The organism is Pyxidicoccus trucidator (genome assembly GCF_010894435.1).
GTDB classification, from domain to species: Bacteria; Myxococcota; Myxococcia; order Myxococcales; family Myxococcaceae; genus Myxococcus; species Myxococcus trucidator.
The window spans coordinates 285,649-306,627 of sequence record NZ_JAAIXZ010000006.1; the positions used below are offsets into that span (position 1 = coordinate 285,649).

General features: G+C 70.1%; 16 protein-coding genes. 5 read left to right on the plus strand and 11 right to left on the minus strand.

Features of this window, described 5'->3' with window-relative positions; genetic code table 11:
• The first annotated feature begins 20 nt into the window (after nt 1-20).
• Both G4D85_RS19310 and G4D85_RS19315 read left to right on the plus strand, forming a co-directional pair.
• Nucleotides 21-320, plus strand: a complete 300-nt coding sequence (locus G4D85_RS19310; protein WP_164014023.1) for a DciA family protein — start codon at nt 21-23, stop codon at nt 318-320.
• A complete protein-coding gene (locus G4D85_RS19315) occupies nt 317-1,834 on the plus strand; it encodes a CAP domain-containing protein (protein ID WP_164014024.1) in 1,518 nt (505 codons plus the stop codon). Before G4D85_RS19310 ends, G4D85_RS19315 begins: the two co-directional genes overlap by 4 nt.
• An 86-nt stretch (nt 1,835-1,920) precedes the next feature.
• Here G4D85_RS19315 and G4D85_RS19320 read toward each other — a convergent pair whose 3' ends face one another.
• A complete protein-coding gene (locus tag G4D85_RS19320) occupies nt 1,921-2,154 on the minus strand; it encodes a hypothetical protein (RefSeq protein ID WP_164001952.1) in 234 nt (77 codons plus the stop codon).
• A 355-nt stretch (nt 2,155-2,509) separates the two neighbouring features.
• Here G4D85_RS19320 and G4D85_RS19325 point away from each other — a divergent pair, with 355 nt between their 5' ends.
• On the plus strand, nt 2,510-4,648 hold the full coding sequence (locus G4D85_RS19325; protein WP_164014026.1) for a lytic transglycosylase domain-containing protein: 2,139 nt from the start codon (nt 2,510-2,512) through the stop codon (nt 4,646-4,648).
• Between the two features lie 13 nt (nt 4,649-4,661).
• On the opposite strand, the gene cmk is transcribed toward G4D85_RS19325, so the two are convergent.
• From cmk to G4D85_RS19340, 3 genes are read right to left on the minus strand one after another with little or no spacing between them, the layout of a single operon-like run.
• Nucleotides 4,662-5,354 (minus strand): (d)CMP kinase, encoded by a 693-nt coding sequence (gene cmk, locus G4D85_RS19330; RefSeq protein WP_164014028.1) that lies wholly within the window; start codon nt 5,352-5,354, stop codon nt 4,662-4,664.
• Nucleotides 5,351-6,442 carry a histidinol-phosphate transaminase gene (hisC, locus tag G4D85_RS19335; RefSeq protein WP_164014030.1) on the minus strand — a complete coding sequence of 364 codons (1,092 nt, stop codon included), beginning with the start codon at nt 6,440-6,442 and terminating at the stop codon, nt 5,351-5,353. Before hisC ends, cmk begins: the two co-directional genes overlap by 4 nt.
• Nucleotides 6,443-6,463: 21 nt before the next feature.
• On the minus strand, nt 6,464-7,432 hold the full coding sequence (locus G4D85_RS19340) for an acetyl-CoA carboxylase carboxyltransferase subunit alpha (RefSeq protein ID WP_164014032.1): 969 nt from the start codon (nt 7,430-7,432) through the stop codon (nt 6,464-6,466).
• A gap of 100 nt (nt 7,433-7,532) precedes the next feature.
• On the opposite strand from G4D85_RS19340, the gene G4D85_RS19345 reads away from it, so the two are divergent.
• A complete protein-coding gene (locus G4D85_RS19345) occupies nt 7,533-8,219 on the plus strand; it encodes a tetratricopeptide repeat protein (protein ID WP_205525610.1) in 687 nt (228 codons plus the stop codon).
• 265 nt (nt 8,220-8,484) lie between these two features.
• On the opposite strand, the gene G4D85_RS19350 is transcribed toward G4D85_RS19345, so the two are convergent.
• The 6 genes from G4D85_RS19350 to G4D85_RS19375 all read right to left on the minus strand — a co-directional run bounded on the left by G4D85_RS19350 (nt 8,485) and on the right by G4D85_RS19375 (nt 16,967).
• Nucleotides 8,485-10,452: an ArsA family ATPase gene (locus G4D85_RS19350; RefSeq protein ID WP_164014034.1), complete on the minus strand. Its 1,968-nt coding sequence runs from the start codon at nt 10,450-10,452 to the stop codon at nt 8,485-8,487.
• 265 nt (nt 10,453-10,717) lie between these two features.
• A complete protein-coding gene (nla6, locus tag G4D85_RS19355) occupies nt 10,718-12,160 on the minus strand; it encodes an enhancer binding protein Nla6 (RefSeq protein WP_164014036.1) in 1,443 nt (480 codons plus the stop codon).
• Between the two features lie 67 nt (nt 12,161-12,227).
• Entirely contained in the window at nt 12,228-12,845 is a 618-nt protein-coding gene (locus G4D85_RS19360) for a HAMP domain-containing histidine kinase (RefSeq protein ID WP_164014471.1), read from the minus strand.
• Nucleotides 12,846-13,140: 295 nt separating this feature from the next.
• On the minus strand, nt 13,141-13,590 hold the full coding sequence (locus G4D85_RS19365) for a deoxycytidylate deaminase (protein ID WP_164014038.1): 450 nt from the start codon (nt 13,588-13,590) through the stop codon (nt 13,141-13,143).
• Nucleotides 13,591-13,699: 109 nt separating this feature from the next.
• Entirely contained in the window at nt 13,700-14,578 is an 879-nt protein-coding gene (locus G4D85_RS19370; RefSeq protein WP_164014040.1) for a S1 family peptidase, read from the minus strand.
• Between the two features lie 142 nt (nt 14,579-14,720).
• Nucleotides 14,721-16,967: a PrkA family serine protein kinase gene (locus G4D85_RS19375; RefSeq protein WP_164014043.1), complete on the minus strand. Its 2,247-nt coding sequence runs from the start codon at nt 16,965-16,967 to the stop codon at nt 14,721-14,723.
• Nucleotides 16,968-17,254: 287 nt separating this feature from the next.
• Here G4D85_RS19375 and G4D85_RS19380 point away from each other — a divergent pair, with 287 nt between their 5' ends.
• The gene (locus G4D85_RS19380; protein WP_164014044.1) at nt 17,255-18,775 is read left to right on the plus strand and encodes an Hsp70 family protein; all 1,521 of its coding nucleotides are present in this window, start codon (nt 17,255-17,257) and stop codon (nt 18,773-18,775) included.
• Between the two features lie 25 nt (nt 18,776-18,800).
• On the opposite strand, the gene G4D85_RS19385 is transcribed toward G4D85_RS19380, so the two are convergent.
• Complete coding sequence (locus G4D85_RS19385; RefSeq protein ID WP_240359374.1) at nt 18,801-20,804, minus strand: protein kinase domain-containing protein; 2,004 nt, start codon at nt 20,802-20,804, stop codon at nt 18,801-18,803.
• Between the last annotated feature and the right edge of the window lie 175 nt (nt 20,805-20,979).

The window sequence follows — 20,979 nt, forward strand, 5'->3', positions numbered from 1 at the left end:
GGGAACGATGATCGCCCACCATGGCGCGCAGCGAGCCCAAGTCCCTGGAGAGCCTCCTTCCCCGTGTCCTGGCCCGCCTCGCGGGAGAGTCGGGCCGGGGCCAGGCGCTCGCGCCCGTGTGGGTGGCGGTGGTGGGTCCCCACCTCGCCCGCCACACCTCCCCCCATGCCCTCCATGGCACCACGCTGGTGGTGACGGTGGCTGGCGAGGAGTGGGCGCGCTCGCTGGAAGCCGAGGCCGCCTCGCTGTGCGAGGGGCTCAACGCGCGGCTCGGGCCCGGCACGGTGAAGACCCTCACCTTCCGGCTGGAGCGCCCGTGATTGCCCTGCTCGCGCTCGGCGCCTTCCTCGCGGCGGCGCCGCCGGCCTCCGCCGGGGACATGGAGACCCAGGCCTCCCGGCACGTGGTGCGCGAGTTCGAGCGCGTGGGCCGGCGCGCGCCGGCGCAGGACGCCACGCTGGGCACGGCGGCGCGGCGGCTCGCACGCGAGGCGCTCACCGAGTACACCACCGGCGCGCCGGACCTCTTCACCCTCACCCTGGCCGTCAGCGACGCGGGCGGCGCGGACCCTTCGCCGCGTGTCCTCGTCATCCGCGCGTGGGCGCACCGGCACGCCATCGAGACCTTCCTCGCGCGCACGGACTTCAACACCGAGCGAGCCTCCCACTTCGGCGTGGGCCTGGCGCTGCTGGGCGAGCGCGCCGCGCTGGTGCTGCTCCTGTCGGACCGGAAGGCGGAGCTGAAGCCCTTCCCGCGCAATATGGCTGGCGGCGAGCGCGCCTCGCGCACGCTCTGCGGCACCCTCGTGGCGCCCCTGCGCAACCCGGACATCTACGTCACCCGCCCGGACGGCGAAGTGGACCTGGTGCCCCTCTCCCGCAAGGGCCCCAGCGGGGACTTCTGCACCCGCCTCGACTTCGCCACGCCCGGCACCTACACGGTGGAGGTGGTGGGCAAGGCCGCGGGCGGTCCCGAGGTGGCCGCCCTCTTCCTCGCCCAGTTGGGCGCGTCCCAGCGCCGCGACAGGCGCGCGGAGGACCTCGAGCCCACCACCCTGCACGAGTCCCGGGTGGCCGTGTACGAGCGCATCAACTCGCTGCGCCGCGCCCACCGGCTGCCGGAGCTGACACCCGAGCCCGTGCTGGAGCGCGTGGCGCAGGGGTACAGCGACCGCATGTCGGCCGAGGGCTTCTTCGCGCACGTGGCGCCGGACGGCTCCACGCTGACGAAGCGGCTGCCAGCCGACGCCCGCTACGTTCGCGCCGGGGAGAACCTGGGCCTCGCGGCCGGCCCGCTGGCGGCGCACTTCGGCATCGAGCACAGCCCCGGCCACCGCCGCAACCTGCTGGACCCCGGCTTCCGCTTCATGGGCGTGGGAGTGACGTTCCAGAAGGTGGATGGGCGGGAAGAAGCCGTCCTCACGGAGGTCTTCACCGCCGCTTCACCCGCGGCCCAGGCCCCGGAGGACCCGCAGCAGGAGGCCTACGACATGCTCTCCCGCTGGCGCGCATCGAAGAAGCTGCCGCCGCTGGAGCGCAGCCCGGCGCTGGAGGCCCTGGCCCGCGCCCATGCGAAGCGCGCGCTGGAGCTGGACCAGCCCTCGGCACAGCCCGCGGAGACACCCCTCCACGAGCGCGTCTTCCAGGTCCTGCCAGATGCGGGCACGGCGGCGGTGGACTTCTTCGTCGTGTCGGACCCGTCCGCCCTGCCGGAGTCGCGCAGCCTCGCGGACGCCACCAACAACCGGGTGGGCGTGGGCGTGGTGCGGGGAGACTCCCGACGCTTCGGCAGCAAGCAGTACTGGGTGGCCGTCATCTACGCCGCGGTCCACTGACACGCGTGGGGCGGCGGGCCTCCGGAGAGGCGCCCCTGTCGAAGACCAGGGGCGGCCCCGAGACTCGCGAAGGTGACGTGCTCAGCTCAGACGGGACGGCGCTGGGTGGCGTAGGCCTCGAGCCCCATCTGGGGCGGCGCCACGTGCTGGTACATGGGGCACTTCATGCACGTGAAGGACTGCCAACCCCGCCGGACGGCCTCGTCCAGACAGTTGTCATAGTGGTGGCAGTTCAGGTTGCGATGCGTCTCGACGCCGGCACGCTTCGGCCCGGCCTCGGGGTTGATGGTTTGCGGCAGATCGGCTGGACACGGCTTCATGGAGCCCTCCCTCTGAGCTGTTTCCCCCCCCGAGCGCTGTGAACGAGCAGTGCTACCGGACGACGTTCCCACCTATTTGGTGGGCGGACCGGAGTGGCGCGTAACGGCCGCGCAAAGTAGTGATTCACTCCGGGTGACGCAATGGGTCGCCTTCTCCTACCCAAGAGCACGTAATCGCCTGGACGATTCAGGCGAATGTTGACGGGTGACGAACAGTCCGGACTGGCCCGACGCGCCGGGGATCTAGGACTTGTCGCCCGTTCTGTCAAACCACCCCCCCGAGAATGCAAGGGGAATGATCGGCCTTCGCGTCTCGTTGGCAGGCCGCAAAGCCGCGTCAGGAAAGGAAGACCACATGAGTTGGACCGGGCTGGTGGCGGGTCTGGTTGCGGGGGTGGCCCTGGGGCAGTCCCCGGCGACGCTGGAGGCGGTGCGCCTCCACAAGCCGGAAGCAGCGGCCCTGGCCCGGAGCGAGCTGGCGGCGTGTGCGGCGAAGCAGTGCCCGGACGCTGGCCGGCTGGCGCTGCTGGCGGGCACCCTGGCCCTCTCCGACGGGCAGGCAGCCGAGGCGAGAGACCTCCTGTCCGCTCACCCTGCTCCCGAGGCCCTGGCGCCCTTCCACGCCTTCTACCTGGGGCAGGCGCGCTTCTACGCCGGTGACGCCGTGGGCGCCGCCGCCGACTTCGCCCGGGTGCTGGAGCTGAAGCCCCCCGCGAAGCTGGCCGCCCGGGCCCGCGCGCGGCTGGGCGAGTCGCTGCTGAAGGCCGGAAAGGCGAAGGACGCGTCGGCGGTGCTAGAGGACGCGGCGAAGGCCACGCCTACACCGGAGCTGCTGTACCAGCGCGGCCTGGCGCGCGGGGCCTCGGGCAACCGCGCGGGCCAGGTGGCGGACCTCCTGGCGGTGGCGGTGCGCTACCCCTCGCACCCGTACGCGGATGACGCCGTGAAGTGGCTGACCGAGGGGAAGAAGCCCGCCGCGAAGCTGGGCTTCGCCGAGCGCACGCGCCGCGCGGACGGCTTCCTGGACGCGGGCGCGCCGCAGCGGGCCCTGGACGAGCTGGAGGCGCTGGAGAAGGGCGCGAAGCTGGCGAAGCCCCAGCAGGCCAAGGTGGCGCTGCTGCGCGCGCAGGCGTACTTCGCGCTGAAGAACCTGGAGGCCGCGGAGAAGGCGCTCGCGGTGGCGGAGAAGGGCCCGCCGGACGTGGCCTCGGAGGCGGCGCTGGTGGTGGCGCGCCGCGCGCTGCGCTCCGACGACAACGTGAAGGCCCGGGCGCTGATGGCGGCGCTGGACGTGAAGTACCCCTCGCAGGCCGCGGGCGACGAGGGGGCCTTCTTCGCGGGCTGGTTGGATTTGCAGGGTGGCCGCTTCGCGGACGCGGTGAAGTCCTTCACGGCCTTCAACACGCGCTACCCGCGCTCGCGCCGCCGGGACGAGGGGCTGTGGTTCCGCTCGCTCGCGCACCTGCGGCTGGAGGAGTACGCGAAGGCGCGCGAGGCCCTGGAGGCGCTGGTGGATGCCTTCCCGCGCAGCAGCATGGTGCCGCAGGCGCGCTACTGGGTGGCGCGCAGCCGCGAGCTGGAGGGCGCGAAGGCGGACGTGGTGGGCCCGGCGTACGAGGCCCTCATCACCTCCGCGCCGGCGTCCTTCTACGCGCTGATGGCGGCCGAGCGGCTGAAGGAGCTGGGGCGCGCGCCGCCCGTCCACTTCCCGCTGCCGCCGAAGCAGCTGGAGCTGCCGCGCCCGCCCGAGCTGGAGCTGGCGGTGGAGCTGACGCGCGCGGGGCTGTTCCGCGACGCGGCGGACGAGGTGGAGGCACACGCGGCGCGGCTGCGCTCGGCGGAGCAGGCGCTGCCCTTCGCGCACGCCCTGCTGAAGCTGGGCGAGTACGGCCACGCGCACGCGGTGGCCGCGCGGCACCTGTGGGGCCGGGCCTTCGGCTCGCGCGAGCCGGATGCGCTGGCGGCCTTCTACCCGCGCGCCTTCACGAGCGCCGTGGAACAGGCGGCGGCGCAGGCAAAGGTGGACCCCTTCCTGGTGTGGGCCATCATGCGGCGAGAGAGCGCCTTCCGCCCGGAGGTCATGAGCGCGGCGGACGCACGCGGGCTGATGCAGATCATCCCGCCCACCGCGACGGCCATCGCCGAGCGTCTCGCGGAGCCCGCGCCCGCGCCCGCGGACCTCTTCTCCCCCGAGCGCAACATCCGCTACGGCGCCTGGTACCTGTCACGGCTGATGGAGCGCTTCGGCCACCCGGTGCTGGCGGCCGCGGCCTACAACGCGGGCCCGGGCCCCACGGTGAAGTGGGCCCAGGAGCGCGGCACGCTGCCACTGGACCTCTTCGTGGAGACGATTCCCTTCAAGGAGACGCGCGGCTACGTGAAGCAGGTGGTGGCGGACCTGTTCCTCTACCACTCCTTCTACGATGCGAGCGGCAAGGGACTCCGGCTGTCGCTGAAGGTGCCGGAGCCCGCGGTAGAGGGCGTCAGCTTCTGACGCGCTCGTAGCCCTACTTCCGCGCTGACATGCGGCGGAGGATTTCCGCCTCCAGCGAGTGCACCACCTCGGACAGCGGGCTGCTGCTGGAGTCCACGCGCAGCGCGTCGTCCGCCGCCTTCAGTGGGGCCACCGCGCGCGCGGAGTCGTCGCGGTCCCGCTTCATCTGGTCCGCGAGCACGTCCTCCAGGCTGCTCTCCACGCCCTTCTGGAACAGCTCCTCGAAGCGGCGCCGCGCGCGCACCTCGGGGTTGGCCTCCAGGAAGAACTTGGCGTCCGCGTCGGGGAACACCACCGTGCCGATGTCGCGCCCCTCGAGGATGGCGCCCTTCCCCGACTCCAGCGCCAGCCGCCGCTGGAGCTGCAGCAGCCCCGCGCGCACCACCGGACGGCCGGACACCTGCGACGCGGCCATGGAGATCTCCGGCGTGCGGATGTCCCCGGACACGTCCTGTCCGCCCAGGAAGACGCGGTTCTCCTCGCCCACCACCTGGAAGTGGATGTGCACGCGGCCCATCAGCTCGCCCAGGCGTGTGTCGTCGTCGAAGGGAATGCCCTCGCGCGTGGCCATCAGCGCCACGCAGCGGTAGATGGCGCCGGTGTCCACCAGCGCGAAGCCCATCCTCCGCGCCAGCAGCTTGGACACGGAGGACTTGCCCGCGCCGGCCGGGCCGTCGATGGCGACGATGAAGGGACGCGTGCTCACGAGAGAATCTCCTTCAGGGCCTGCACGCAGCGCGCGTTCTCCGCGGGGGTCCCCACGGAGATGCGCAGGCTGTTGGGGAAGCCCTGCCCCGCGAAGGGCCGGACGATGACGCCCTTGCGCAGCAGCTGCTCGTACAGCTCCACCGCCGGCCGCGGGAAGTCGGCGAAGACGAAGTTGGCGTGGCTCTTCGTGAGCGTCGCCCCCAGCTTCGGCAGCTCCTCGGCGTAGTAGCTCAGGCCCTGGCGGTTGACGTCGCGCGTGCGCTGGACGTGCTCGGTGTCCTCCAGCGCGGCCAGCCCCGCCGCCTGCGCCACCACCGTCAGGTTGAAGGGCATGCGCGTGCGGTGCACGTAGCCCGCGAGCTTCGCATCCATGACGCCGTAGCCCAGGCGCACGCCGGCCAGCCCGTGAATCTTGCTGAAGGTGCGCAGCGCCACCAGGTTGGGGTGCTGGCGGAACAGCGCCACCGCGCTGGCGTACTCGGGCCACTCCACGAACTCGAAGTAGGCCTCGTCGTGCACCACCATCACCTCGGGGGGCACCGCGGCCAGGAAGGCCTCCAGCGCCCGCCGGCTGAAGGCGGTGCCCGTGGGGTTGTCCGGGTTGGCCAGGAACACCATCCGCGTGCGCGGGGTGACGGCCCGGGCCATGGCCTCCAGGTCGTACTGGTAGCCCTCGCGCATGGGCACCTCCACGAAGGGCCGCCCGTGGGCCTGCGCGGAGATGCGGTAGGCGGAGAAGGAGCCCTTGCACAGGAGGATCTCGTCCTCCGGCGTGGTGAAGGTGCGGATGAGCAGCTCGATGAGCTCGTTGGAGCCGCTGCCCAGCACCACCTCTTCGGGCTTCACGTCCAGGTGCGTGGCCAGCCGACGCACCAGGTGGAAGGACGTCGCGTCGGGGTACAGGTGCGTGGCACCGGCGGCCGTGCGCATGGCCTCCACGGCGCGGGGCGAGGGGCCCAGCGGGTTCTCGTTCGAGGCGAGCTTGATGACCCCCTTGAGCCCGAACTCGCGCTCGGTCTCTTCAATCGGCTTGCCCGGGACGTAGGGCTTGAGGGTCTCGACGTGGGGTGGAACGAGAGGTCGCATGCGGGCCCAGGAGTAGTGACTTCAGCGCCCGGAGAACACGCCCAGGGCGCGGAACTTCTCGTATCGGTCCTTCACCAGTTCATCGGGTGACAGCTCGGCGAGCTGGCCCAGGAGCTTGCGGAGGGTCTTCCCCAGGGCGTCCGCCGCCTTCGCCGGATCCCTGTGCGCGCCGCCCGCGGGCTCGGGCACCACCTCGTCGATGATCTTCATCTCCAGCAAATCCTTCGCCGTGAGCTTCATCGCGTCCGCCGCCTTGTCCGCCTTGGTGGCGTCGCGGAAGAGGATGGAGGCGCAGCCCTCCGGGGAGATGACCGAGTAGACGCTGTTCTGCAGCATCAGCACACGGTTGCCCACGCCGATGGCCAGCGCGCCGCCCGAGCCGCCCTCGCCCACCACGGTGGAGATGATGGGCACCTTGAGGCCGCTCATCACCTCCAGGTTGACGGCGATGGCCTCCGCCTGCCCGCGCTCCTCCGCGCCGATGCCCGGGTACGCGCCCGGCGTGTCCACGAAGGTGAGGATGGGCTTCTCGAAGCGCTCGGCCAGCTCCATCAGGCGGCGGGCCTTGCGGTAGCCCTCCGGGCGCGGCATGCCGAAGTTGCGCGCCATGTTCTCCTTCGTGTTGCGGCCCTTCTGGTGGCCCATCACCATCACGGGCCTGCCGTCGAAGCGGGCGAAGCCGCCGACAATCGACGGGTCCTCGCCGAAGCACCGGTCGCCGCACAGCTCCACGAAGTCGGTGAACAGGTAGTGGACGTAGTCCAGGAAGTACGGGCGGTTCGGGTGCCGGGACATCTGCACCACCTGCCACCGCGTCAGGTCGCTGAAGATCTCCGTCTGGAGCTTCTTGGCCTTCTTCTCGAGCTTGGAGATCTCCGACGAGAAGTCCACCGAGCCGCTCGTGGACAGGACCTTGAGCTCTTCGATCTTCTTCTCCAGCTCAATGAGGGGACGCTCGAAGTCGAGCGCATAGCTGGTACTGGTTGCCATGGCGCGGGACTAGCACCACGGTATGGCCGCTTTCAACGCGCAAGAGGTTACGCACCGCGTAGAAGTAGAATCGACCGGCCCTTTCCTCCGTCGGAGGTACATGCTCTCCGCCCCGCTGCTCCTCGTCCTGGCCCTGACGGCCGCCGTGCCCGCCCCTGCCGCGAAGGCGCTCAACACGGAGGGCTTCCGCCTGTACCAGGCCGGCCGCTACCCGGAGGCCCTGGAGAAGTTCCAGGAGGCCACCCGGCAGGCCCCGGACTATGCGCTCGCCCGCTACAACGTCGCCGCCACCCTGGGCCTGCTGCGCAAGCAAGGCAAGGTCTGCGAGTACAGCGCCCACCGGGACGTCATCGTCGAGCACCTCACCCAGTCGGTGAAGCTGGACGCGCGCCGGCTGGCCCGGGCGAAGGTGGACAGCGACCTGGACCCCATCCGCGACACCCTGGGCTGGCAGCGCCTGCTGGGCCGCTCCCCGGAGCGCGAGTCCGACGTGCGGCTGCTCCTGCCCGCCGTGTCCTGGTTTGGCCCGGGCGTGGGCGTCTACGGCACCCTCCAGGGCCTGCGCTTCCAGCGCAACGGCCGGGCCGTGCTCTGGCTGAAGGAAGTGGGCGATGACGGGGTGCCACGGCTTCGGGAGGTGAAGGGCACCTACAGCGTGCGCGGCCGCCAGGTCGAGCTGCGGCTGAAGGGCCGGGCGCCGCTGGTGGGTACGCTGACCGACACCGGCGCCCTCACCATTCCCGAGCTGGGCACGTTCACCGACTCACCCTCCGAGTGCGAGGCCTGAGACATCCCCGGCGCCAGTGACGAAGGCCCACCACTCGGGGTGACGGGCCCCACACGCTTACACGCCGGGCGAGCAGCCAGCCCTTGGCGCTTACGACGCAAGTGGTCATCGTGCGCGGCGGGGGCGGGGCGGCAGTCTTCCGGGGTGGTTCAGGGGCAGGTGGAGTCGTGGCGGCGGGCCCCCTCTTTCACTCACGCGGGCATGAAAAAGCCGTCCCCTTCGCCTGGAAGGGAACGGCCGGGGTGCGCCACGCGACTTCAGCGGCTCAGGCCGCCTTGATCTTCGCGGCCGGCGGCGACAGCGCGTACCACGCGGTGCGGAACGCCTTCAGCTCGCGCAGGCCCGCCGGGTGCCGGCCGAGCGCCGGCGCCATGGTGACGGGCAGGCCGATCTTCTTCTCAATCGCCTTGGCCGCGTTGAGCTCCAGCTTGCGGCGGTTCTCGCACTTGTCGCAGGTGGACTTGGGGCCCACGCGGTTGACGAGCACGCGCTCCACCGGGAGCTTCTTCTCCTTGAGGTACTCCACCAGCCGCTCGGTGCGGGCCGCGGCCAGCTCCTCGCCGCGCGTGACGACGACGAAGCGCGCCTCGGTGGGAGAGGCCAGCGCGTCCTCGAAGCGCTTCACGTGCTTGAGCATGCCGGCGATGTCGTCCGCCAGGTCGCCCAGGCCCTTCGCGCGGTGCTTGCTCAGCACGGTGTGCAGCGCACCCAGCCACGTCTTGGCCGTCTCCGCCAGCTCCACCACCCGCACCGACGTCACGAAAGGCGAGGAGTCCACGACGATGCGCTTGAAGCGCTCCTGCACCAGCGCGTCCGTGAGGCAGGACATGGCCGCCAGCTCGTCGATGCCCGGGGGCGCGCACTCCAGCAGGTTGCGCAGGTAGAGCAGGTCCGCCGGCACGTCGTTGCCCGCCTTGGGCGCGCCCTCGAAGGCCTTCTCCGCCTTCTCCTTCACGCGCTTGCGCAGGGCGTTGAACCAGCCCGCCATGTCCAGCTCGCGCGCGTACAGGCCCTTGGTGCCCTTCACCTGCGTCTCGGTGTCCGTCAGCCGGCTCTGCAGCACGTCCGACAGCGAGTGCGCGGGGTCCGTGGAGATGAGGAGCACCGGCCCCTCCTTCTCCGTCAGCGTCACCGCGGCGGCGGCGGCGCACGAGCTCTTGCCCACGCCACCCTGGCCCACGAAGAAGATCAGCCGCGTGGGAGGCAGCGGCGGCGCGGCGATGGGCGGCATGGACGGCGCGCGCACCAGGGCCGGAGGCCCCTCCGCGGCGGCGAACTCCAGCGCCTTCGTCTCCTTGCCACCCGCCCACGCCTTGGCCAGCAGTCCCAGCCCGTCCAGCCCGCGCGGCGCCAGCTCGCGGCGGCCCAGCAGGTTGACGGGGACGGCCTTGTCCAGCGCCTGGTACTTGCGCACGTGGGGCGCCTGCAGGCCCCGGCGGCCCTGGCACGCCGGACAGCCGTCGCGGTCTTCCACCTGGTTGACGATGATCTCCGTCACCGGCAGCCCGCGCTCACGCAGCTGCGTGAAGAGCATGCGCGTCTGCGCCTCGGGCACCGGCTCGGCCAGCGCCACGAGGTGGAAGGCCGTGCGCGCGGGGTCCTTCAGCAGCGCCAGCAGCTTCTCCGCCTTCTGGCCCAGCTGCTCCAGGAAGCCCGGCGCCGCGGCCTCGGCGGCCTTCTTGCCCTTGCCCGACGACGCCGGCTTCTCACCGCCCGCCTTCACGAAGCCCAGGAACTTGCGCAGCCCCACCGGCAGGTCGAACAGGCGCAGCGTGTGGCTCGTGGGCGACGCGTCCACGATGATCCGGTCGAATTCCTTGTCCTTGCCCTCCAGCAGATCCACGACGTGGAAGAGCCCCACCAGCTCCTCCAGGCCCGGCACCGCCTGCTGGTACAGCTTGCCCATGTCCTCGTCGGAGATGTGCGTGCCCTTCCCCGCGGCCTTCGCCAGCGCGGGCAGGTAGTCCGCCAGGAAGGGCTTCATCAGCGCGGCCGGCTCGAGCTCCAGGGCGTACACCCCACCCTCGCCCTTGCCCGCCACCAGCTTCGTCGGCTTCGCGGTGAGCTTCTTCTTCACCAGGTCCGACAGCGAGCGCACCGGGTCCAGGGAGACGAGCAGCACCCGTTCCTTCGGCGCGTCCTCCGACAACCGCAACGCGTACGCTGCCGCGAGCGTGGTCTTGCCTGCCCCGCCCTTGCCGCCGAAGAAGTGAAGAACTCGCGCGTCGCTCATTGGGTTGTGGCCTTCCTTGTGCCCCCCCGGCGGCACCTGATGCACACTCCTGGACGGCCAAGAAAGAAGGCGTCGGAGTTGCCCGGTGCGTGACCTCTGCGGCCGGGCCATCCCTGTGGGTGGGAGATTACCGCAGAATCCCCCGTCCAGAGGTCAAAAGTCAAGAATTGACGCGGGGTTTCGAGGCTGGAAGGGGTCTCTGACAGCCCCCCCTCCGAGCCCCGCCAAGCATGCGGAATCCGGAGGGGATTTCCTACCCGTCAGGTCAGCGGACGACCAGGCTGTTGGCCCCCATCGGCCCGTCGCTTCCCTGCCCGCCCAGCGGTCCTCCACCTCCGCCGAGGCCCTGCTGGGCCCGAGCCTCGGCGGCGTACCGGTTGAGCTTGTTGTAGAGCGTCTTCTCGCTGACCCCGAGCACCTCGGCCGTCCGGGCCTTGTTGTTCCCGTTCCGCTGGAGGCTGCCGAGGATGTACTCGCGCTCCACCGCGTCCAGGCTCAGCCCGAAGGGCAGCCGGAAGGTGTGGCGCTCCGGGGCCTTGCCGGCCATGTCCGGCGGCAGGTGCTCGCGGGTGATCAGCTCCCCGTCGCAGAGGATCACCGCGCGCTCCACCGCGTTGCGCAGCTCACGGATGTTGCCCGGCCACTCGTAGTTCTTCAGGACTTCCATCGCCTCGGGGTGCACCCCGTTGACGCGCTTGGCCGAGTCCCCGCGGTACTTGTCCACGAAGTGCTGGACGAGAATCGGCACGTCCTCGCGCCGCTCGCGCAGGGGCGGCAGGTGGATCTGGAACACGTTGAGGCGGAAGTAGAGGTCCTCGCGGAACCGGCCGGCCTTGATCTCCTGCTTGAGGTCGCGGTTGGTGGCGCACAGCACGCGCACATCCACCTCGATTTCCACCTTGCCGCCCAGCCGCCGCAGCTTCCCCTCTTCCAGGACGCGGAGCAGCTTGGCCTGGAGCTCGAGCGGAATCTCGCCCAGCTCGTCCAGGAACAGCGTGCCGCCGTGCGCCATCTCGAACACGCCGGGCCGCCGCTGATCCGCGCCGGTGAAGGCGCCGCGCTCGTGGCCGAACAGCTCGGACTCGATGAGCGTGTGCGGAATGGACGCGCAGTTGATGGCGATGAAGGGCTTGTCGCGGCGCAGAGACAGGTTGTGGACCGCGCGCGACACCACCTCCTTGCCCGTGCCGGACTCGCCGCTGATGGAGACGCTGGCCTTGGAGGGGGCCACCTTCTCCACCAGCTCGATCACCTTCCGCATGTTCGCGGACTGGGCGATGAGGTCGGACGAGCCGAGCTGCTTCAGCCGCCGACGCAGCGTCTGCACCTCGCGCATCGTCTCCTTCTTCTCCAGCGCCCGGTCGATGCAGACCTTCAGCCGCGCGGTGTCGAGCGGCTTGACGATGAAGTCGTAGGCGCCTTCGCGGATGGCCTCCACCGCGGCGTCGATGGTGCCGCGCCCCGTGAGGAAGACCACCGGGCAATCCGGCAGCTCTTCCTTCAGGTTGCGCAGCAGCCACAGGCCATCCGTCTCCGGCATGGCCAGGTCCGACAGGACGACGTCCGGCCGGAACTCGCCCGCCTTGCGGAGGGCGTCATGCCCGTCGAATGCGATCTCGACCTTGTGCCCCCAGGAGCTGAGCATCTCTGCCAGCGCCTCGCACGTGTCGCGTTCGTCATCCACGGCCAGGATTCGTGCGCTGCCCAAGTGAAGACCTCCCGTACTGCGTCGTGACGCAAGGTTGTCTGAAACAGAAAGAAGCTGTCGCGCGCCGTCAGGCGCGGGGGAACACCAGCCGGCAGTGTCCCGCGCGGATGTACGGCTCCACGCCGAGCTGCGCACAGCGCAGCTCCAGGGCCGCCACCACCTCGGGCAGGGGCTCCGAGGCCCCACCCGTGTCCTCCACCTCCAGCACCGCGGACGCGCCGTCCGCGCGCACCAGCACCCGGACCGAGCCGCCCCCTTCCGCCCGGCGGAAGGCGCGCAGCAGCGACTGCACGAGGAAGAAGCCCACCTCCGAGCTGTCCGGCAGCCGCACCCGCACCCCGGCCTCCACCGCCGACTGCACCTGCACCCGGCGCTTGCGGCTCTCGTGGCCCAGCACGCCCAGCGCGCGCGTGGCGGCCTCGGACAGGTCCGCGTCACCCGGCGTCGCGCCTCGGTGGACCACGAACTCGGAGAACATCTTCAGGATGCCGTCCACGCGCTGGATCTGATCGCGCATGGCCTTGAGGTTCTTCTCCTGCGACGCGGGCACCTGGCCCGTCTCCGCCTTCAGCTTCTCGGAGAGCACCTCCAGGTGGATGGCGAGCGCGTTCAGCGGGTTGCGCACGTCATGCATCAGGCTGTCCATCAGCGTGGGGACGGCGCCGTAGCGCACCGCGCCCACCATGGGGTCCGCCGACTCCTCGAGAGAGGGTGCGGTATTGGACACTGCCGTCGAGCTAACCAACGGAAACTCCTCGGGTTTTTGCCGCCATCCCTCGCCGCCACCCTCACCGGTGCCAAGAGTTAGGGAGCCCTTTCGGGAACGTCAACCCTCGGTCGGTAATTCTTGCCGGAAGCGGCAAATTCCCGTGGCGGGACGCCCACTTGGAGGGGCTCCCGAGTGTCCGTCAGACGACGCTTCGGGGTGATCCGCGATCAGCGCGGGCCACCCGGTGTCCAGCACTGGACGAAGGTTCACTTCACGTCGTCGTGGGATCGCGGGCGGCGTCGCCCAGCCCGACGAGCTCCAGCTTCAGCCGGGTGGCGAAATCGAAGATGCGCGGGTCCCGGTAGAACTCGCCGAAGACGATGCGCACCAGGCCCGCATTGGCGATCAGCTTGAAGCAGGGCCAGCAGGGGCTGGCGGTGGTGTAGATGGTCGCCCCGTCGATGCTGACGCCGTTGGTGGCCGCCTGGATGATGGCGTTGGCCTCGGCGTGGACTGTGGCCACGCAGTGGCCGTTCTCCATCATGTGGCCCACGTCGTCGCAGTGCGGCAGCCCGCGGATGGAGCCGTTGTAGCCGGTGGACAGAATCGTCCTCTCCCGCACGACGACGGCCCCCACATGCTTGCGATCACAGGTGGCGCGCGTGGCCACCTGCTTCGCGATGTCCATGAAGTACTGATCCCACGAGACACGTCCTGACATCGCCACCTCCGCGCCGGGATGTATCCCGGCCAGGGCGCGTGTCGAAGAATCGGACGGCCTGGCGCACACGGGACGTGCGGCGTCCAACGCCCCGCGAGACGTGCGGCGTCTAGCGCCCGGCGGCCTGGGCCACTCCACCCTCGGTGGGGGCGCTGTGGCGCAGCAGCCGCCCGAAGCCCTTCGCCTGGAGGAACTGGCGCACCTTGGAGGTGGGCGCGGCGAACGTCTCGCCGGGCATGGGCACGTCGAAGCTGTAGCTCTGCTCCTCCACGGCGAAGTCCACCTTCGCCGTGCGGTAGCCCTCCACCACGGCCAGCAGCCGGCCCGTCTCCAGGCTGAAGATGCCGCCGCCCGAGGCGCCGTAGCCGATGGGCGCGTCCGTCTTCACCATCTTCGGGCGCTTCGTCTCCCGGTCCCACTCCACCTGGGACAGCATGCCGCCGGACAGCGACAGCGCGCGGCCGAAGGGAGACGCGGCGACGACGACGTCCTCGCCCAGCTCGAGCTCGGCATCGTCCGCCAGCTCCACCGCGGGCAGCTCCAGGCCCGGCACACGCACCAGCGCCAGGTCCAGGTCCGGCACCACGCCAGCGGCCACCACCTCGCCGGTGTGCTCCAGCGCATCACCCCGGCGGTCGACCACCACGCGCAGGACGGGGTCCTTCAGGTGGCCCATCTCCACCGCGTGCGCGTTGGTGATGACCCAGGCCACCACCCCACCCTTCTCGTCACGCTCGGAGCCCACCACCACGCCGGACGCGGTGCTCCGTGCCTTGCCGCCCTCGGCGACCTGCAGGCGCACGTTGTGCGGGAGGATGCGCCGCACCATCTCCTTGCGGGATGGACGCGGGGCCTCGCGCTGGGCCACCACCTGCTCCACCACCGGCGCAGCCTGGGGCGCGGGAGCGCTGGCGGACTGCTGAGAGGGAGCACTGGCGCACGACACGAGGGCGAGCAGGGCGGGGACGCCCAGGAAGAAGCGGCTCATCGACTCTCCGGCGAGGGGTGAACAGCAGCTCTAACGAGGAGACAACTCGTTTGCGGCTCCCATCATCCCGAGCCCCCACCGGCATTGGAAGCAGGCGTGCGGCATGGCCCCGTCCGCCTGCCCGCTCATGTGCGTGTGCGACTCAGCCGTAGCGCTTCTTCATCAGGAACAGGATGGCGTCCTTCGCGCAGGCCTCGCAGTAGCCGTAGCGCTCCGTCATCGTCTTCAGCGTGCTCTGCACCTGGGTCTGCTCTCGCTGGGTGAGCTGGTTGCGGTCCTCGGAGAGGTACTTGAGGACGTTCTCCTTGTTCTTGCGCAGCACCCGCTTGCGCTCCTCGAAGTAGTGATCTCTCAGGCGCCGGAACATGTCCGGGAAGATGCGCGGGTAGTCCATCTCCAGGTCCGGGTTGTCCAGCCGGTGCGCGCCGATGGAGGAGATGAGGCCGCGGCGGAACTCGGCGGCGTCCTCGCCCCTGGGCATGACGATGGCCTCCACCTCCGTCATCCGGTGCTCGTCGGGCTTCTCCATCTCCCCGGTGACGCGATTGCGCATCTTCTCGCCGCGCACCCAGTGGCTGACGCCCTGGATGTAGCGCTCCACCAGCTCACGGTACTGGCCCTCGGAGACGAGCCCCATGGACTCGCGGACCTCGCTGTCCACCCGGTCCAGGTACTCGACCTCGGCGATGCGCACGAAGGCGTCATGGTCATGGTAGCCGTCCACCACCTCCTGGAGGAGGAACTCGTAGACGCTCTTGTCCTTGCAGATGGCCTCCAGCTCCTCCAGCACGGCCAGGGCGTTGAGGCACTTGTAGTCCGTGTTCTGCGCCGCGTTGAACAGCGCCGTCTTGATTTCGCGCGCGCTGGCGCCCGAGCGTCCCTCGTAGTTGGGGTACGCGTCGGACTCGGTGAAGAGCTCCTCGCGCAGCTTCCGCAGCTCCTTGGTGTTGGCCAGGCTGAGGCGGTCCGGCGGGGCGCCCTCCTCGTAGAGGTGCAGCTTCTCCACCGGGGTGACGTGGTCGATGAGCTCCTTCACGTCATTGGGGTAGCGGTCCGGAATGGGCTTCTTCAGGCGGGTGAGCACGGCCCACATGGCGGCCAGCTCGGTGGCATGCGGGGCCACGTGCTTGCCCACCGTGGTGCTGGTGATCTGCGCGTCGTAGATCTGCTGCTCCGTCCGGTAGCGGCGCAGGTAGGGCACGCGAACCAGCTCGATGCGGCCCTTGAAGGACGCGAAGTCCGGCAGCTCCTTGAAGGCGCCCAGGTGCTTCTCGTTGGCGGAGGCGATGAGCACCTCGTCCAGCTGGAGGACGAAGGGCTCCAGCGGCACCTCGCTCGTCTCGCTGAAGCCCAGCAGGTACTTGAAGGCCTCCAGCGGCCGCTTGAGCAGGTCCGCGTACTCGATGAGGCCCCGGTTGGCGTGGATGAGGGGCCCGTGCGGCTCGTAGAGGACGGTGCTGTGCAGGGGGGCGGGCACGTTGAGCTGGGTGCGGTCCGCGGTGATCTGCTGGACGACGGCGTCCACGCTCATCTGCGGCTCCACCGTCACCGTGCCCACCTGGTAGCGGCGCGACACGTAGAAGCGCTCCACCTGGACGTGGCGCATCACCTTCAGCCAGTCCCCGCCGTACGAGTTGAGCAGCGCGGTGTAGATGCTGCGGCACTTGGAGCACAGCTCGCCGTCGCGCACGTAGTCGGAGAGGATGAAGTCGCCCGTCTCCCCATCCCCGTTGCCCAGCCCCTTCTTCTTGAGCGCGGACTCCAGCAGCTTGCGGCGCTCGCCTGGAGGGACGGCGAAGAGCGGGTGGTCCCTCAGCTCGCACGGCATCCGCAGGTCGATGGACTCCGCCTCCAGGTGCGCGTAGGTGGTCACCTCCTCCTGGCCGGGGGCTCTCTCGCCGAAGCCGATGGAGCCCTTGATGAGCTTCTCGGACGGGAAGACCCAGGCGATGCGGTAGAGCGCCCCCTGCGGCTGCCGCGAGTACGCCTCCATGCCCTCCTTGAGGGCGTTGACCAGCGTGGACTTGGCGCTGCCGTTGGGGCCGTGCAGGAGGATGAGCTTGTTGATGCGGCCCGCCCGGATGAAGTTGCCGAGCAGCCGGTAGATGGAGTTCTGCACCTCCTCCTGGCCGGCCACCCGGTCGCCCTTGTCGCCGCCCGGGGCGTCGAACACCTTGAAGCGCCGGATGGTGCCCGTGGGGTGGGTCACCGTCTCCGTGCCGAAGTGGTCCATGACGTCCCGCAGGTACTGGGCGGCGTTGCGCGCCTGGGCCTTGGGGTCGTTGAAGAAGAGGGAGAGGTATTCCTCGAAGGACAGGATCGACCGGTTCTTGACGAAGTCGGCGTTCACCTGCGCGCCCACTTCCTGCAGATAGCCCTTCGCGTCCACGGGTGTCGCTCCTCGCACGGGGGTCAGTTCGATCTATCCATGCCGCCCGGTTGCCGCACGGCCCCGGCAGGGTGGGGAACTTTTCCGCCAGCGTCACGGATGTCCAGCCCCGGGAGGGGCGTGTGTTCGGGGGCGCGCGGTCCAACCCCTCGGGGGACGCCCCCGGCCCCCGGCCCCCACCTGGGGAGGCAGGGAGGCTGGGTGTGTGCATACTCGCGCACCCGTCCGGGGTGAGATAGCGTCCCTCCTTTCTCTCTGCGGCGCCCCCCACCCGGAGTCCAAGCACGATGCACAAGGAGCCCATCATCGGCATCGACCTCGGCACGACGAACTCGTGCGCGGCCATTGTCGAGGACAGCGGGAACGTCAAGCTCATCCCCTACAAGGGGGGCGAGTACACCATCCCCTCCATCTTCGCGATCGACGACAAGGGGAACGAGCTGATCGGCTACGAGGCCAAGCGCCAGTGGCAGCTCAACCCACGCAACACCGTGTACGGCTCGAAGCGCCTGGTGGGGCGGACGTTCGGCAGCGACGTCGTCGACACCATGAAGAAGGTCGTGGCGTACAACATGCGCCCCGGCAAGAAGAACGACGTCACCCTGGACGTCGGGAAGAAGGAGTTCACCCTCCAGGAGATCAGCGCCAAGATCCTGGCGAAGATCCGCGAGGTCGCCTCCAACTACCTGAAGATGCCCATCAAGCGGGCCGTCGTGACGGTGCCCGCCTACTTCAACGACCGGCAGCGCCAGTCGGTGAAGGACGCCGGGAAGCTCATCGACCTGGACGTGGTGCGCATCATCAACGAGCCCACCGCCGCGGCGCTCGCCTACGGCGTGGGCAAGGGGCTGAAGGAAAAGGTCGTCATCTACGACCTGGGCGGCGGCACGTTCGACGTGTCCATCATCGAGATCCGCGACAGGGTCTTCGAGGTGAAGTCCACCGGCGGCGACGTCTTCCTCGGCGGCATCGACTTCGACAACGCCATCATCCACCACGTCCTCAAGGACTTCGCGGCCAAGACGGGCATCGACCTGGCCACGGACCCGGTGGCCATGCAGCGCATCAAGGACCTGGCCGAGCGCACCAAGATTGACCTGTCGGCGCGCGAGGAGGTGCCCTTCAACATCCCCTTCATCACGATGACGTCCCAGGGCCAGCCCCTGAACATCGAGATGAAGTTCACCCGGAAGATGCTGGAGCAGCTCACCAACCAGCTCGTGGACCGCACCCTGCAGATGGTGGCGCGGGTGCTGGTGGACTCCGGGCTGTCCACGAAGGACATCGACGAGGTGATGCTGGTCGGCGGGCAGACGCGCATGCCCATCGTCCAGGACCGCCTGACGAAGTTCTTCGGCAAGCCGCCCAGCAAGGGCGTGCACCCGGACGAGGCGGTGGCCATCGGCGCGGCGCTCTACGCGCACTCGCTGCAGGACGACACCAACCTGCGCATCCAGCTGCTGGACGTGATTCCCATGGCCATCGGCCTGGAGAAGGCGGGCGGCGCGTTCCACACCGTCTTCCCGCGCAACGCGCCCATCCCCAACGCCAAGCAATTGCTGGCCACCACCAGCATGGACAACCAGACCGAGCTGGCCATGCGCATCTACCAGGGTGACCACGAGCTGGTGGCGCGCAACGACCTGCTGGGCGAGTTCACCTTCTCCGGCATCCAGCAGGCCCGCGCTGGCGGCGTGCAGGTGGAGATCACCTTCGACGTGAATGTGGAAGGCATCCTCACCATGCGCGCGAGGGATCCGGCCACGGGCAAGGAGATGAAGACCACGGTGCGCGTCACGCAGAGCTGACGCGCGAAGGCCGCCCTCCCCCGCGCTACCGGGAGGGCCCGGCCACCAGCCCCGCCGCCTCGGGCTCCTCGAGGCGCTCGGACGGCACGAAGGGCGTGGCCTCGTCCGGGGCGACGCGGGTGTCGCCCTCGCGGCGCACCAGCTCGAAGACATGCAGCGGCGCGGCCTCGCCGGGCAGCGTCTGCGCTCCCAGGGACGTGTACTCGAAGGGCGCCCGCGCCAGGTCCCGGGCCCGCGCACTGACGAGCACCTGTCCGCGCACCGCCAGCGCCGCCAGCCGCGAGGCGGTGTTCACCACCTCGCCCAGCACCGTGAAGTCCAGCCGGCCGGACGCCTTCGCGCCGACGCTGCCGGACACGAGGTCGCCCGAGTCCAGGCCGATGCAGACACCATGGGCATACGGGGCGCGCTCGCCCCCCCGGTCGGCCAGCGTGCCCAGCTGCCGGCGGATGGAGATGCAGGCCTCCTGCGCGCGGTCCACGTGGCCCGGCCCCCGGAAGACGGCCATGACGGCGTCGCCGACGAACTTGTCCACCGTGCCGCCCCGGGACAGCAGCTCCGGGACGATGGCCTCGAAGTTGGCGTTGAGCCGGCGCAGCGACTCGTCGGGCGCCTCCTGGTGCAGCACCGGCGTGAAGGCGTCCACGTCGATGAACACCACCGTGCCCTCCACCCGCTCACCGGCCAGCGCGTCCGAGCCCTGGAGCAGCGGAGGCAGCCGCTCCAGCACCGCGCCGGGGACGAACATGCGCAGCAGGCCGTTCTCCTCCGTGGAGCGGATGGTGCTGCGCAGCTCGCGCACGTGCTTCAGCGTCTTGACGAGCGTGGTCTCCAGATCCGGGAAGTCGATGGGCTTGGTGATGAAGTCGTAGGCGCCGCGGTTCATCGCCGTGCGGATGTTGCTCATGTCGCCATACGCGGAGACGATGATTACCCGGGTCAGCGAGCTGACCTCGCCGATGCGCGACAGGAAGGTGAGCCCGTCCATGCGCGGCATGTTGATGTCGCAGAGGACGACCTGGATGTCGGGGTGCTGGCGCAGCTGCTCCAGCGCCTCCTCCCCGTCCGCGGCGAAGAGGAACTGGTAGACGGAGCGGCGGATCTGCTTGCGGAAGCTCTGCTCCATCAGCACCACGACGTCCGGCTCGTCGTCCACCACCAGCACCTTCGCCGGCCGCGACGGGCGGCCCGCCTCCACGCGCGCGGTGAAGGCCGAGGCCAGCTCGTGCGCGGACTGGTAGCGCCGCGAGGGCTCCGGGTCCAACGCGCGCGCGAAGAAGGCGTCCACCTCCGCGCCCAGCTCGGGGACGAGGCTGGAGGGCGCGGGCGGCGGAGGGGGCGGGTTGCCCAGGCGCATCTGCCGCAAGGACTCCAGGGGGAACGGGTGCTGCCCGGTGAGCGCGCGGTAGGCGACGACGCAGAGCGCCCACAAGTCACAGCGATGGTCCAGCTGGGGGTCCAGGCCCCGGAGCTGCTCCGGGCTCATGTAGCGGGGCGTGCCCGCCATCTCCTCGTCCGGGTGGGGCTTCGCCGCGCCGCCGGACATCAGCAGCGCGAGCCCGAAGTCGAGCACCTTCACCAGCTCGCCGCTCGCGGTGCGCGCGAGGAAGAGGTTGGCGGGCTTGAGGTCTCGGTGGATGACACCGGCCGCATGGGCCGCCGTCAGCGCACGCGTCGCCTGGGTGAGGAGCCGCTCCACCATGGCCAGGGACAGCCGCTCGCGACGGTTGAGGAGCGCCTCCAGGTCCTCCCCTTCCAGCAGCTCCATGACGATGTAGGGCGTATCGCCGGCAAGGTCGCAGTCGTAGACCTGGATGACATGCGGGTTCTGCAGCCGGGCGATGGCCTGGGCTTCCCACTCGAACTGCTGCCGGGACAGCGGGGCCGGCGCGCAGTGGGACGCCATCAGCTTCAGCGCCACCCGCCGCTGGAGCTTGGGGTCCAACGCCACCCAGATGGTGCCCATGCCACCACCGGCGAGCCTGCGCTCCAGGACGTACCTGCCGTCAATGGTCTGGCGCTCGGACATGCCGTGTTCATCCATGGTTCTGGCCTTGGGGGGGTCCGCCCCATCGACGGAAGTGGGGGGCTTCCGCGAAACGCGCGAATCTTCGCACACCGGCTCACGCCCGGGTACTGCATGACGCATGTATCACCGCTTCCTTCCAGACCGGACGGGCGGGCGTCCCGGGTCAGCCTCCCGT

Bases quoted from the DNA above. Each gene is read 5' to 3' on its own strand.
- G4D85_RS19310 (WP_164014023.1), top strand. From the start codon at position 21: ATGGCGCGCAGCGAGCCCAAGTCCCTGGAGAGCCTCCTTCCCCGTGTC.
- G4D85_RS19320 (WP_164001952.1), bottom strand. From the start codon at position 2,154: ATGAAGCCGTGTCCAGCCGATCTGCCGCAAACCATCAACCCCGAGGCC.
- G4D85_RS19325 (WP_164014026.1), top strand. From the start codon at position 2,510: ATGAGTTGGACCGGGCTGGTGGCGGGTCTGGTTGCGGGGGTGGCCCTG.
- hisC (WP_164014030.1), bottom strand. From the start codon at position 6,442: ATGCGACCTCTCGTTCCACCCCACGTCGAGACCCTCAAGCCCTACGTC.
- G4D85_RS19340 (WP_164014032.1), bottom strand. From the start codon at position 7,432: ATGGCAACCAGTACCAGCTATGCGCTCGACTTCGAGCGTCCCCTCATT.
- G4D85_RS19345 (WP_205525610.1), top strand. From the start codon at position 7,533: ATGCTCTCCGCCCCGCTGCTCCTCGTCCTGGCCCTGACGGCCGCCGTG.
- G4D85_RS19350 (WP_164014034.1), bottom strand. From the start codon at position 10,452: ATGAGCGACGCGCGAGTTCTTCACTTCTTCGGCGGCAAGGGCGGGGCA.
- G4D85_RS19360 (WP_164014471.1), bottom strand. From the start codon at position 12,845: ATGGTGGGCGCGGTGCGCTACGGCGCCGTCCCCACGCTGATGGACAGC.
- G4D85_RS19365 (WP_164014038.1), bottom strand. From the start codon at position 13,590: ATGTCAGGACGTGTCTCGTGGGATCAGTACTTCATGGACATCGCGAAG.
- G4D85_RS19370 (WP_164014040.1), bottom strand. From the start codon at position 14,578: ATGAGCCGCTTCTTCCTGGGCGTCCCCGCCCTGCTCGCCCTCGTGTCG.
- G4D85_RS19380 (WP_164014044.1), top strand. From the start codon at position 17,255: ATGCACAAGGAGCCCATCATCGGCATCGACCTCGGCACGACGAACTCG.
- G4D85_RS19385 (WP_240359374.1), bottom strand. From the start codon at position 20,804: ATGTCCGAGCGCCAGACCATTGACGGCAGGTACGTCCTGGAGCGCAGG.